Raw genomic sequence first — 13,540 nt, forward strand, 5'->3', positions numbered from 1 at the left:
CACTTTTAAATATAAAAGAAGAGCGGTAGGAATAATTTCCACCGCTCTTCTTTGTTTAGTATATCTTTTATCTGTATGCCAGATAATCAAATTTATTCGTACTCATCCCATGCTTTGATCTCAAGATCATCAATATCTACCTTACAGAATGCTTGGATAAACGCTGATGCTAATCGAGAATTTGTTAACAATGGAACGTTAAAGTCGATAGAAGCTCTACGAATTTTGTATCCGTTATTCAACTCACCACTTGAGAAGTTCTTAGGAATATTCACTACTAAGTCAATCTCTTTATTCTGAATCATCTCTAAAGCTCCTGGTTTTTGATCTTCCGATGGCCAGTATACCTGAGTTGCAGGTACTCCGTTATCCACCAAGAATTTCTGAGAACCTCCGGTTGCATAGATATCATATCCTTTTTCGTGAAGCAATTGTGCAGCCTCTAACAATGCAACTTTAGATTTAGCAGGTCCTGTTGAGAACAATACTGTTTTCTTAGGAATGCGATAACCTACCGATAACATCGATTTTAGCATTGCATCGTGGAAATTATCTCCGATACATCCTACCTCACCTGTCGAAGCCATGTCAACTCCTAACACAGGGTCAGCCTTTTGCAGACGAGAGAAAGAGAACTGAGAAGCCTTGATTCCGACATAATCCAGGTCAAAAGCATTCTGACTTGGTTTCTCAACATCTTTACCCAACATTACCTGAGTAGCCAGTTCGATAAGGTTTATCTTTAAGATCTTCGATACGAATGGGAATGAACGAGATGCTCTCAAGTTACACTCGATCACCTTTATCTCATTTTCTTTGGCTAGGAATTGGATATTGAATGGTCCTGTGATTTGTAGTGCATGAGCTATCTCACGAGCTACTTTTTTCACTCGGCGGATAGTTTCTACATACAGACGTTGTGCAGGAAACTGAATTGTAGCATCTCCAGAGTGAACTCCGGCAAACTCTACGTGTTCAGAAATGGCGTACATAACGATATCTCCCTTGTTTGCCACAGCATCGAATTCTACTTCTTTTGCATTCTCGATAAACTCCGATACAACAACCGGATGTTTTTGAGAAACCTCAGCAGCCAACCCTAAGAAGTTTTCCAACTCCTGATCATTAGAACATACATTCATCGCCGCACCCGAAAGTACATACGATGGACGTATCAAAACCGGATAACCGACTTCGTCTACGAAGAGTTTGATATCTGCGAGAGAAGTCAATTCTTTCCAACGAGGTTGATCTACTTTTATTCTATCCAACATGCTAGAGAATTTATGACGATCCTCTGCATTGTCTATACTTTTAGCTGTTGTTCCTAAGATGTTCACTTTAGCTTCATCCAGACGGATAGCCAAGTTATTAGGTATCTGACCTCCTACCGAAAGGATTACCCCGTGAGGATTTTCCAGTTCGATGATATCCATCACACGCTCGTAAGTCAACTCATCGAAGTACAGGCGGTCACACATATCATAGTCAGTAGAAACCGTTTCGGGATTATAGTTGATCATTACCGAGCGATAACCTTCTTTGCGGACAGTTTGCAGGGCATTCACCGAACACCAGTCAAACTCTACTGAAGAACCGATACGATAAGCTCCCGAACCAAGAACGATAACCGATTTTTTATCTCCTAGATATTGTACATCATTAGTTCTACCATTATAAGTCAGATACAAGTAATTGGTTTGTGCAGGATATTCCGCAGCCAATGTATCAATCTGCTTAACAACGGGTACTATTCCATTGTGTTTTCTTATTGTACGGATATCTCTTGCTGCATTGTCTACAAGACTAGCATCCTTGCAAATTGTTTTCGCAATTTGAAAATCCGAGAATCCTTTTTGTTTCGAAGTACGAAGCAAATCAATTGGTAGCGATTGTATATCGTCGTATCTCTTTAATTCTTCCGAACATTTAAAGATATAATGCAATTTTTGCAAGAACCATCTGTCTATTTTTGTAAGGTCATGAATCTTTTCGATATCATATCCTTTAGCAAAAGCCTGATAAATATAGAATATACGTTTATCTGTAGGGTTGCTCAATTCGTAGTCGATATCATCTACCGGAAGAGGCTTGTTAGCCGTAAATCCATGCATTCCGATATTCAACATACGAAGTCCTTTTTGGATAGCTTCTTCGAAGTTACGACCAATAGCCATAATCTCTCCGACAGACTTCATACTTGAACCGATTTCTTTAGATACTCCATGGAATTTTCCTAAATCCCAACGAGGTATTTTTACTACGATGTAGTCTAGTGCTGGCTCAAAAAATGCACTGGTTGATTTGGTTACCGAGTTTTTCAATTCGAATAATCCATAACCTAAACCTAGTTTCGCAGCAACAAAAGCTAAAGGATAACCCGTTGCTTTAGATGCCAAGGCAGATGAGCGGCTTAGACGAGCATTTACTTCGATTACACGATAGTCTTCCGACTCGGGATCAAAAGCATATTGTACATTACACTCCCCTACTATACCGATGTGTCTTACAATTCGGATAGCAATCTCACGTAACTTGTGGAATTCTGTATTTGTAAGTGTTTGTGATGGTGCAACCACGATACTCTCTCCGGTATGAATACCAAGTGGGTCGAAGTTTTCCATGTTACAAACAGTCATACAGTTGTCATACTTGTCGCGTACAACTTCGTATTCTATTTCTTTCCATCCTTTTAGAGATCTTTCTACTAAAAGTTGAGAAGAGTAATTCAATGCTTTTTCAGCAAGAGCGCGTAGTTCTTGCTCGTTGTTACAGAATCCTGAACCCAGACCTCCTAAAGCATAGGCTGCACGTACAATGATAGGATAACCTAGTTCGGCTGCCGCTTTTACAGCATCTTCGATAGATCCTACTGCCATACTTTTGATGGTTTTCACATCTATCTGATCCAACTTTTGAACAAACAATTCACGATCTTCGGTGTCCATGATTGCCTGAACAGGAGTTCCCAAAACTCTCAGGTTATATTTTTCAAGAATACCTTGTTCGAATAGTTGAACCCCGCAATTCAATGCAGTCTGTCCACCAAAAGCAAGAAGTATTCCGTCAGGTTTTTCCTTTTGAACTACTTTCTCCACAAAGTATGGAGTAATAGGTAGGAAATATATTTTATCTGCACTTCCTTCCGAAGTTTGCACTGTAGCAATATTCGGATTGATTAGTACTGTTTCGATTCCTTCTTCCTTCAAAGCTTTCAAGGCTTGAGATCCCGAGTAGTCAAACTCTCCGGCTTCCCCAATCTTTAGTGCTCCCGAACCGAGTACCAGTACTTTCTTTATATTTTTATCCATGTTGGCGTATATTTTTAAGAATCAGTAATAATGAAAAGGTCTGCGACCTCTTACAGTTTATCAAAAAACATATCGAATATGAAATCTGTATCAGTAGGTCCACTAGCAGCTTCGGGGTGAAACTGAGCAGAGAAGAATGGCTTCGTTTTGTGACGAATACCTTCATTAGTTCCATCATTTAGGTTGGTGAACAATGGTTCCCAATCTTCGCCTAGAGATGAGTTTGATACAGCAAATCCATGATTTTGAGAAGTAATGAAACATCTTTCACTATTTGCTAATCTTACAGGTTGATTGTGGCTACGGTGTCCGTATTTCAATTTGTAAACAGTAGCACCTCCTGCTTTTGACAGCAGTTGATTACCCATACAAATTCCACAGATAGGCTTACCTGTTTCCATTGCTTTGCGTATATTTTGTACTGTTACTTCACAAAAATCAGGGTTACCCGGTCCATTAGAAATAAACAATCCGTCAAACTCTATTTGATTAAAATCATAATCCCAAGGCACACGTATAAGAGTGATGTCTCTCTTCAAAAGACAGCGTATTATATTGTGCTTCACTCCACAATCTACCATCACTACTTTCTTAGCTCCGGTTCCGTAAGTGATAACTTCTTTACAACTCGCTTTTGCAACCTGATTTTCGATATTAGGGTCAAGAAAGTCAATTTCGTTCTCATCTCCAAAAACGATTTTACCTTTCATCGAACCTTTTTCTCTAAGAATTTTGGTCAACTCACGTGTATCAATACCATAAACTCCCGGAACATTATGCTCTTTAAGCCATTCGCCCAGACTTTTCTTTGCATTCCAGTGAGAATATTCATGCGAGTAATCTGATATAATCAAACCACTAATCTGAATTTTTTCCGACTCAAAAAAGTCTGAAATACCATTGGTAAAAGAATCCTCTGGAACTCCATAATTACCAACTAAAGGAAACGTAACTGTGAGGATTTGTCCTATGTAAGAAGGGTCGGTTAGACTCTCTGGATAACCCACCATAGCAGTACTGAATACCACTTCGCCGGCAGCCGCAGTTTCGGCACCAAAAGACCTTCCGTCAAAGATAGTCCCATCATCAAGAATCAATCGTACAGGTTTGTCTGTCTGCATTTTGCGATAGAATTATTATATTAAAAATGAGTGTTTATTCGTTCACAGGTAGGTAAAAAAAAGGAACAAGAGTTACGAGAACCTGTTCCTTTTATACCTTATATATTTTTTCGTTGTAATCATCTATAAATATCGTCTCAAATACCCTATGAATATCTGAGTTACAAAAGTAATAATAATATTGTAATATTAAAGCATATTTTATTGATAAATAATTATAAATTCATATCTAAAAAAGGATGCAGGCAGAAAATCATTTCCACCTACATTATTCCTTTAACTAAATTCCCTATTCGTATTTATTTTACATCCAATTCCATTTGTAAACGAAACTCCTCTTTCGTTTCTTCCCACCGGTCGGCGACATTACCGAAAAGATTGAATGTATCTCTATCCATAAAATCATTTGTGTTCTTATAACTATGTATCATCGGATCGTAATAAGCCTCGGGAATACCTGTTTTTAAGAATTCTTCGCGACTCATCTCAAAAACCATACGATTATCTTTTACTTTGGTATATTTAAGCATTAATGTAGTTATAGATATGGCTAATTTTTTCTGCTCAGGTGTATATATTTTCATAGGAGGAGTAATCGAATCGCCATTGAACAGAAGGCTATCAGGTATAATCAGAATATCTTTGATGCTGTCCGGCCAATGCCATTCTGCGTTTTGCGGAGTACTATTCACTGCATTTCCAATCAATCCACAGATAGGAAATATTGCTAAAACTAATAAGATAAATAATCCTTTCTTTACAATTCCTTTATTCATTTTGATGTTTTTACCTCATTAATTCCCACGACCCAAATCCTCCGCATTGGTCTCCAATCTGAAGGTATAATTCACCATTGCAATTGCTACTCTTTAGAGCGATTTCCGTGGATCTAACCCAAAATTTTGTAGCATGCAGGCTATCTAAAGAAAAAGCACCGCTTTGTACAGATACTCCGCATGTGATTATCGTATAAGGTAAGCTTTTAGGCACACAAGAATGAAATCTCACTTTCTTATAGCCTGCTGGAATAAATATTTTTTCCTTTACTGCTTGCATATCACTAACCTTGAAAAATCCACTTGTTTTATTTGAAAAAAGCATTTTTTGAGAACTATCCAGATTAATTCTTTGCCCTCCATGCTTTTCCGATTCAGCCACTAGCCTATTTATTTTACCCAAATCTACTATAACCCTTCGATATTCCAATGGAGAAATTCCCATTTTTAAGCATTCCTTTTCAGAAACACGCAAGCTGTATCTATTATTTTTTATATCAACATGCTTAAACAGCCCATCATTAATCTCCGCTGAACTATCTACTTTCATCTTCTGGCTTAATACATTACTTATTTGCTTCTGTCTTGTCTCCATTTGTTTTTATTTATAATCAATTGATAAAGCATAAATACTATACTATACTTCATTACATAAATAATTTTTATAGAAAGTAATAGACGAAATGAGCGATTTATCCATACTAAGTATATTTATTGTATTTTTGTATTTTACAATTTAAAACAGAACGTTATTATGATGAAGCCCCGTCTTGGTATGACTGCCCGAACAGGAGAAAAATGTCCAAAAAGTGGAGTATGGAGAGCTATGGGAGTACCAGAAACTGTTACACAATCAGTTTCCAGAGGAAACAGAATGCCTGCACTTGGCAATAAAAATGTAGGCTGGAAACTTGTTATTATGTTCTAAAAACATACTCAATATAATCGCTATTTTGTAGTTTATAATTATGACTTACAAGATAGTACGATAAAATGCCGACTCCTATGAAAAAACTACTATTATTAATCTTACTAAGTGTTATTACAGCAAATCTATCGGCTCAATACAATAGAGATAGAGATGATACATATAGAAATATATCAATTGATATATTGGGTGATTTACAATATTACAATAGTAACGGTTCTAAAGCATCACTCAAGAAAAATATATTTGATGATGTAATATATAATGATAGCAGAAACAATGAAAGCAAATATACAAAAGAGCAATGGGCTGAGCTTTTAGAAAAATTTAATGGTGATAAGAAAGACTGTTTTGCTTGGCTTATCAGATTAAACAAAGGCTACGAAAATCAAAAAACAGAACATTCAAAGAATATATTCGGAGACGAAATACGAAAAGATAATAGAGGTAATTCAGAAACCTATAAACGCGATATACTTGGCAATCTTGTTTACGAAAATAATAAAAATCAAAAAGCTACTTTCACAAAAGAATTATCAGATAGATGGAAATATGAGGATAGCAAGAACAACAGAAAGAGCTATTCTTATAGCGAATGGGAGAAACTTATAGAAAAATACCATTCCGAAGAAGCTATATTCAAACTATTAGTAAACCAATATCTACTGTCCGATTTGTAAGTAACCTCTATATCATTTAATTATTCCCTTCTCTTTATTATCTTTGCATCCTCAAAATAAGTGCGATAAATAATTGATGCTGTTATTTTCTGGCACTACCATTGTAAAATAGAAATGCTTAACAAAGCAATAAACAGGTCTGTGACCTTTAGAGAAATAGAAAAGTGATATACCCCGATAATTTTGAATATAAGATAGGCTTCGATAAGATCAGACAATTTCTTACCGACAAATGCCTGAGCACCTTGGGAGAAGAGAAAGTATTTGATATGGCTTTTTCTTCCGATTTCGACTTGATACAAAGTCAACTTTCGCAAACAGAAGAATTTATACGCATCATTCAGGAAGAGGACAATTTTCCAGTCAATCACTTCTTTGATGTGCGTCCTGCACTGAAAAACATCAGAGTAGAAGGAACATGGTTAGACGAAAGTGCAGTATTTGACCTTCGCCGATCGTTACAAACCATCAGAGACATTGTTAGTTTCCTAAAAAAAGAAGATGAAGAAAATACCCCCTACCCACATCTACAAGAACTGGCGGGCGAGGTACTTATTTTCCCCCAACTTTTGACTAAGATAGATGCGATACTTGATAAATATGGAAGAATCAAAGACAATGCATCTTCTGATCTCAATCGTATCCGTAAGGAAATAACGCATGTATCGGGAGGTATTTCCCGAAGCTTAAATGCAATATTACGTGCTGCACAATCGGAAGGATTGGTAGAAAAAGATGTAACACCTACTATGCGTGACGGTCGCTTGGTAATACCCGTTGCCCCCGCCTTCAAGCGTAAACTAAAAGGTATTGTACATGACGAGTCGGCATCTGGTAAAACCGTATTTATAGAGCCTGCCGAAGTAGTGGAAGCCAACAATCGTATACGCGAATTGGAAAGCGAAGAACGCAGGGAAATTGTAAAAATACTTATTGCTTTTACAGACGAAGTACGTCCGTTGACACCCGATATAGTTCAATCGTATGAATTTTTGGCATGGATAGATTTTATTCGTGCTAAGGCTCGCTTTGCGTTAGATATTGAAGCTATAAAACCAACTGTTGAAAACAAACAACAAGTTGGATGGGATAAGGCGAAACATCCTCTACTCTATCTATCACACAAGAAACAGAACAAATCGATCATACCTCTTGATATTTGGCTAGACGACGAAAACCGACTACTTATTATATCAGGACCTAATGCTGGAGGAAAGTCCGTATGCCTTAAAACTGTCGGGTTACTGCAATATATGGTACAATGCGGATTACTCATACCATTAGCCGAAAGTTCTAAAGTTGGTGTTTTTGATAAGATATTTATAGATATAGGTGACGAGCAATCAATAGAAAACGACCTAAGTACATACAGTTCTCACCTTACCAATATGAAAATGTTTGTGCGCAACTGCGATTCTAAATCACTGTTACTCATCGATGAATTTGGAGGAGGTACTGAACCCCAGATAGGTGGTGCTATTGCCGAATCGCTCTTGAAACGTTTTAACGAAAAAGAATCGTTTGGAGTAATTACAACGCACTATCAAAATCTTAAGCATTTTGCCAACGAACACAAGGGTGTTGTAAATGGTGCTATGCTTTACGATCGGCACTTGATGCAACCCTTGTTTACATTATCAATAGGTAATCCGGGAAGTTCGTTTGCTATAGAAATTGCACGCAAAATAGGTTTGCCCGAAGATGTAATTGCCGAAGCCTCAGAAATTGTAGGTAGCGATTATATCAATATGGATAAGTATCTACAAGACATCGTTCGCGACAGACGCTATTGGGAAACCAAACGACAAAGTGTTCGACAAAAAGAAAAACGTTTAGAGGAAATAACCTCTCAATACGAAACAGACTTAACCGATGTTGGTAAACAACGTAAAGAGATTATTCGCCAAGCCAAGGAAGAAGCTCAACGTCTACTTTCGGAAGCAAATGCTAAAATAGAAAATACAATCCGCAGCATAAAAGAGGCTCAGGCTGAAAAAGAAAAAACGAAAGAAGTACGTCAAGGTCTAGCTGCTTTTAAAGAGAAGTTAGAAGCTGAAGATATTCAGATGGATGACAAAATCAGCCGTAAAATTCAGAAACTCCAAGAGAGAGAAAAGAATAAAAAGGAAAAGCCGAAAGTTACTAAAGAAGAAAAATTACAAACTATTTCTGTTGGAGACAGCGTCCGCATGAAAGGACAAACGTCGGCAGGAGAAGTAATGGATATCCAAGGCAAGAATGCTGTTGTAGCTTTTGGGATGATAAAATCAACCGTAAAACTGGAGACTCTCGAAAAAGTCAGCAAGAATCAAATCAAACGCGAATCTCAGAAAAGTACATTTGTCAGTTCTCAGACCAGCGATATGACTTACGATAAAAAGCTGAACTTCAAACAAGAAATTGATTTACGAGGAATGCGTGGTGAAGAAGCTCTACAAGCTGTAATGTATTTCATTGATGATGCTATACAAATTGGAGCAGGACGTGTCCGCATACTTCACGGAACAGGAACGGGTGCTTTACGACTCATCATCAGAGATTATCTTCGCACAGTACATGGCGTGAAGAATTATCAGGATGAGCATGTTCAATTAGGCGGATCAGGTATTACAGTAGTAGATTTAGAATAAGTTTCTTTTTACTTAAACTTAAGCCAAGTCCAGATAGGGTAGTGATCGGAATATTTCACATCGCCTACCGTACAGTTATAAGATTGCAAATTGAGGCTGTGCATTATATAGTCTATTCTAAAATAGAATCCATCTTCGTGATAGGTAATTCCCATACCACGACCTGTATATTTAAAAGAATCTAAGAAACTCCCCTTTATCGTTTCGTACGCATACGATATGGGGGGTTCATTAAAGTCCCCACAAACAATCATAGCATCAGTCTTATCTCGTTGCAGCTTTATACAGTCCGCAATAATATTGGCTTGCACAGCTCTTGCTTTAAAAGCAGGATCCAAGTGGCTACGAATAGTTTGAGTTACGGCATCCAGTTTATTCCTATTTCTATCAATAACCAACTCTTTAAACAGAATCTTATCTTCGTAAGTAAGCCTATTAGACTCTAAGTGATTATTCACTATGGTTACCGACTTTTTACCTATCTTGATTTCATACATTCCCGAACCGTTAAAAGCACTTTCAATAGGTACTCTAGCTACTTTCTCAATAGGGAACTTAGAATAGCATGCCAACCCATACATACACGAATTTATAGTATCTCCCAATCTTATTATCGACCGATAAGGGTATTCAACCATTATTGCATCCAATTCCTCCAAAGAGATTATCTTATCCGTATTATTTTTGCTTTTTTTCTCCTCCACAGCAAACTCCTGCATACAAATAATATCAGCTCCACTATTGGCTATATACGAAAATATAGGATTGTTCCGAGCCTCATCACCTGTTAACCAATCGAAGCCTCTGACATTATAAGACATAACCTTAAAGGTTTTAGAGGGAATAGTTTTAGTAGGAGAATTTAGAGGTATATAAGTACTAATGGCACTCCAACAAAAAACGAGAGCCACAAATTGGATAACAGCATATTTCCAGCGAAGAAAAACAATCCAGACAATGAGAAAACAAATATTTATAAATAACAGAATTGGAAAACCCAATCCGAGATAAGATACAAATACAAATTCGAACGGAGATGTTAGAGGTGCTAACGTAGAAAGAAACAACAATAAGAAAAATAATACGTTGAAAGAAAGGATCAGATACTTCAATCCTTTACTTACGTTTATTGCCCAATACTTACCTTTAATACCCATAATTTATAACCCGTCTTTTCTTTTAAACAACGAAGATATACTTATCTGTTCAAATCGGTTGTATTCTTTAATACTCTTTAATAGAAAAGAAACAATAAACATCAACATTTGTTTGCTTAAGCAATAAACTAAGAAGCCATTTTATAGGAATAAGAAAGTCTCGGATATAAGCACAAAAAAAGTTTCTTCTATGCGAGAAGAAACTTAATATCTATAATAATAAAACCCGAATAGTGTTAGTAGCTTCGGGGTAGTTGTCTTAGAAGGGACATTCTACCCCATGCTTAAAAAATAATTAGTTAGTGTGCTCGAGAAAGCTCGTTCGTATTAATAGAGTACAAAAACTTCAAAATTCCATAAATGAGGAAAAAAAATATTAATCATTTTTGTAAGGAATGCTTTTCGACTCACAAATTTCAATGACTTGACTCTTCACTTTTTTCAAGTCATCGTATTTTAACCCACTGATATCCACTGTATATTGTTTACCATCGGTCTCTAACATTTTCAGATAGCTTATACCCAATGCAATTTCTCTTATACTAATCCATTCTGCTTTATATACCGACTTTTGATTAGGCATCTTTACATAAATACTATCCGAGTTCATAATAAATATAGGACGGGCAGCCCATACTGTTGCATTCAGAATAAGAATAGCTCCTAATACTATAAGAACGAGTGACGCAAAAAAATCGAAAGTAAAAGTATTGGCCAGTGCTTGCATTACCGATTGATATAATCCCAAAAGAATTGCATAACCTCCAACAATAAAAAATAAAGTCTTTTGACTTTTCGAGTCATTATAATTAATTACATATTCATTCATAGTGCTTCTTTTTAATTTTATTTATGACAAAGGTAAAATATTAGCCGATATTCCAGACGTAAATGATTTCTAAAATAAAAACGTTTTTTCGCAATAATAGAACGAATATGCTTGAAAATCTGATAATATCAACAAAAATAAAGACAAGAAATAGTCTTAATACGGAAAAAATTTTATTAATTTGTGTTATAAGAAAATTAAGAAGTGGATTACCGAACCTAATTACCCCCTATTATGAATGAGAATATTGATCCTGCATTGCCTCTAAACGAAGAAACAGAGAATAAACAAGAGCAAGCAGAAGTAACTACTGAGCCTCAAGTATCAGAAGCTAAAACTTTTACAAAAGAGGAAATAATAAAGAGCTTACAAGAATTATCAGCTAAAACAGAAGTACCTACGCGTGCCGATGTAGATAATTTGAAACAATCGTTCTACAAATTAAAGTCTACAGAGAATGAAACTCTAAAGGAGCAATTTGTAGCTGATGGTGGTGATATTAATTCGTTTGTTCTTCCAAGCGATCCGCTTGAAGAAGAATTTAAAACACTTCTTAATACTATAAAAGAAAGAAGAGCTAAAGCTTTGGCCGATGAGGAAAAAGTAAAAGAAGATAATCTCCTAAAGAAAGAGAGAATTATTGAAGCTATAAAAAATCTAACTGAAAGCACAGACGATTTTAATAAACTATACAAAGAATTTAAAGACCTACAACAACAATGGAACGAGATTAAACTTATTCCTGCCGCAAAGGTTAACGAAATATGGAAAGCATATCAGTTGCATTCCGAAAAATTCTATGATCTGATAAAGATCAATAATGAATTCAGAGATTACGACTTCAAAAAAAATTTGGAAATAAAAACTGGTATTTGCGAAGTTGTTGAAAAACTTCAAGAAGAATCAGATGTAGTTTCGGCATTCCACCAATTACAGAATTTCCATCAACAATGGAGAGAAATAGGACCCGTTGCCAAAGAATTTAGAGACGAAATATGGGAACGCTTCAAAGCTGCATCTACTGAAATCAACAAAAAACATCAAAGCCACTTCGAAGAACTTAAAGGTCAGGAAGAAAACAACCTAACCGAAAAGACTGCGATATGCGATACTTTAAAAGCGATTGATTACTCTCAACTTAAAAACTTTAAGGATTGGGATGAGAAAAGCCATGAGATTATTGCACTTCAAGCGAAATGGAAGACAATAGGATTTGTTCCAAAAAAGGTAAACAGCCAGATATTCGAACAATACCGAGCTTTATGTGATACTTTCTTCGAGAAAAAAGCAGAATTCTTCAAACATCAAAAAGATGACATGGAAGAAAACCTCAACAAGAAGAGAGCGCTTTGCGAAAAGGCTGAGGCATTGAAAGACAGTACTGACTGGAGAAAAACAACTGACGAACTTATTGCAATCCAAAAAGAATGGAAAACAATAGGAGCAGTACCTCGTAAATATTCGGATGCTATCTGGAAACAATTTGTAACTGCTTGCGATTATTTCTTCGAACAAAAGAACAGCAATACATCATCTCAAAAAGAAGAAGAGGTTGCCAACCTTGCCAAGAAGAAGGAAATTATAGAAAAAGTAAATGCTTTATCTGAACAAACAGATCTTGCTGATCCTATGGGTACTTTACGTGAACTTATGGATGAGTGGCATCAGGTAGGCTTTGTTCCTTTCAAAGAAAAAGACAAAATCTACAAAGAATACCAAGCTGCACTTGATGTTCAATTTGATCGTTTGAAAATGGATAAATCGGAGCGTAGACTTCAATCATTCAAATCGAATGTAGATGATATTGCTAAATCTGAGAGACCTAAAGGAAGATTGTTCAGAGAAAGAGACAAATTGATGCACCAATTCAACAAAGTAAAATCTGATTTGCAGACTTACGAGAACAACATGGGATTCCTTTCTATATCAAAAGGAGCTAGTGGTCTGCTGAAAGACATGGAGCACAAAATTCAAGATTTGAAGAACGAATTGGAACTTATTGCTCAGAAAATAGAAACTATTGATACCAATCTAAACTCTATCGATTAGTATTTAAAATCAAGTATATAAAGAAGGCAAATCCATTGATTTGCCTTCTTTGTTTTCCA

General features: G+C 36.2%; 10 protein-coding genes. 4 read left to right on the forward strand and 6 right to left on the reverse strand.

The annotated features are described in order from the left end of the window. Positions 1-92 precede the first annotated feature (92 nt). The 4 genes from carB to HGC4_RS04390 form a co-directional block, all read right to left on the reverse strand. Complete coding sequence (carB, locus tag HGC4_RS04375) at positions 93-3,311, reverse strand: carbamoyl-phosphate synthase (glutamine-hydrolyzing) large subunit (RefSeq protein ID WP_050708906.1); 3,219 nt, start codon at positions 3,309-3,311, stop codon at positions 93-95. Between the two features lie 50 nt (positions 3,312-3,361). Next, on the reverse strand, positions 3,362-4,432 hold the full coding sequence (gene carA, locus HGC4_RS04380; protein ID WP_050708907.1) for a glutamine-hydrolyzing carbamoyl-phosphate synthase small subunit: 1,071 nt from the start codon (positions 4,430-4,432) through the stop codon (positions 3,362-3,364). Between the two features lie 299 nt (positions 4,433-4,731). Beyond that, on the reverse strand, positions 4,732-5,208 hold the full coding sequence (locus tag HGC4_RS04385; RefSeq protein WP_050708908.1) for a hypothetical protein: 477 nt from the start codon (positions 5,206-5,208) through the stop codon (positions 4,732-4,734). Between the two features lie 10 nt (positions 5,209-5,218). After that, on the reverse strand, positions 5,219-5,803 hold the full coding sequence (locus tag HGC4_RS04390) for a hypothetical protein (RefSeq protein ID WP_050708909.1): 585 nt from the start codon (positions 5,801-5,803) through the stop codon (positions 5,219-5,221). A 159-nt stretch (positions 5,804-5,962) separates the two neighbouring features. Here HGC4_RS04390 and HGC4_RS18805 point away from each other — a divergent pair, with 159 nt between their 5' ends. The 3 genes from HGC4_RS18805 (at position 5,963) to HGC4_RS04400 (ending at position 9,446) form a co-directional block, all read left to right on the forward strand. After that, positions 5,963-6,136, forward strand: coding sequence for a hypothetical protein (locus HGC4_RS18805; RefSeq protein ID WP_185099945.1), 174 nt, complete (start codon positions 5,963-5,965; stop codon positions 6,134-6,136). Between the two features lie 77 nt (positions 6,137-6,213). Further along, entirely contained in the window at positions 6,214-6,816 is a 603-nt protein-coding gene (locus HGC4_RS04395) for a hypothetical protein (protein ID WP_157258124.1), read from the forward strand. Between the two features lie 164 nt (positions 6,817-6,980). Further along, the gene (locus HGC4_RS04400) at positions 6,981-9,446 is read left to right on the forward strand and encodes an endonuclease MutS2 (protein WP_050708911.1); all 2,466 of its coding nucleotides are present in this window, start codon (positions 6,981-6,983) and stop codon (positions 9,444-9,446) included. Positions 9,447-9,454: 8 nt separating this feature from the next. Here the strand turns inward: HGC4_RS04400 and HGC4_RS04405 are convergent, their stop codons facing one another. Together HGC4_RS04405 and HGC4_RS04410 are read right to left on the reverse strand one after the other, a co-directional pair. Further along, positions 9,455-10,603 carry an endonuclease/exonuclease/phosphatase family protein gene (locus HGC4_RS04405; protein WP_050708912.1) on the reverse strand — a complete coding sequence of 383 codons (1,149 nt, stop codon included), beginning with the start codon at positions 10,601-10,603 and terminating at the stop codon, positions 9,455-9,457. A gap of 376 nt (positions 10,604-10,979) precedes the next feature. After that, positions 10,980-11,432 carry a hypothetical protein gene (locus HGC4_RS04410; RefSeq protein ID WP_050708913.1) on the reverse strand — a complete coding sequence of 151 codons (453 nt, stop codon included), beginning with the start codon at positions 11,430-11,432 and terminating at the stop codon, positions 10,980-10,982. A 234-nt stretch (positions 11,433-11,666) separates the two neighbouring features. Between HGC4_RS04410 and HGC4_RS04415 the strand changes: the two genes are divergently transcribed. Further along, a complete protein-coding gene (locus HGC4_RS04415; RefSeq protein WP_050708914.1) occupies positions 11,667-13,481 on the forward strand; it encodes a DUF349 domain-containing protein in 1,815 nt (604 codons plus the stop codon). Positions 13,482-13,540: the final 59 nt, after the last annotated feature.

It is taken from the genome of Dysgonomonas sp. HGC4 (genome assembly GCF_001261715.1).
In the GTDB taxonomy this organism is placed as follows: Bacteria; Bacteroidota; Bacteroidia; order Bacteroidales; family Dysgonomonadaceae; genus Dysgonomonas_A.

Excerpts from the sequence above, each read along its gene's own strand:
- HGC4_RS04395 (WP_157258124.1), top strand. The coding sequence starts at position 6,214 with ATGAAAAAACTACTATTATTAATCTTACTAAGTGTTATTACAGCAAAT.
- HGC4_RS04415 (WP_050708914.1), top strand. The coding sequence starts at position 11,667 with ATGAATGAGAATATTGATCCTGCATTGCCTCTAAACGAAGAAACAGAG.
- HGC4_RS18805 (WP_185099945.1), top strand. The coding sequence starts at position 5,963 with ATGATGAAGCCCCGTCTTGGTATGACTGCCCGAACAGGAGAAAAATGT.
- HGC4_RS04405 (WP_050708912.1), bottom strand. The coding sequence starts at position 10,603 with ATGGGTATTAAAGGTAAGTATTGGGCAATAAACGTAAGTAAAGGATTG.
- carB (WP_050708906.1), bottom strand. The coding sequence starts at position 3,311 with ATGGATAAAAATATAAAGAAAGTACTGGTACTCGGTTCGGGAGCACTA.
- HGC4_RS04390 (WP_050708909.1), bottom strand. The coding sequence starts at position 5,803 with ATGGAGACAAGACAGAAGCAAATAAGTAATGTATTAAGCCAGAAGATG.
- HGC4_RS04410 (WP_050708913.1), bottom strand. The coding sequence starts at position 11,432 with ATGAATGAATATGTAATTAATTATAATGACTCGAAAAGTCAAAAGACT.
- carA (WP_050708907.1), bottom strand. The coding sequence starts at position 4,432 with ATGCAGACAGACAAACCTGTACGATTGATTCTTGATGATGGGACTATC.
- HGC4_RS04385 (WP_050708908.1), bottom strand. The coding sequence starts at position 5,208 with ATGAATAAAGGAATTGTAAAGAAAGGATTATTTATCTTATTAGTTTTA.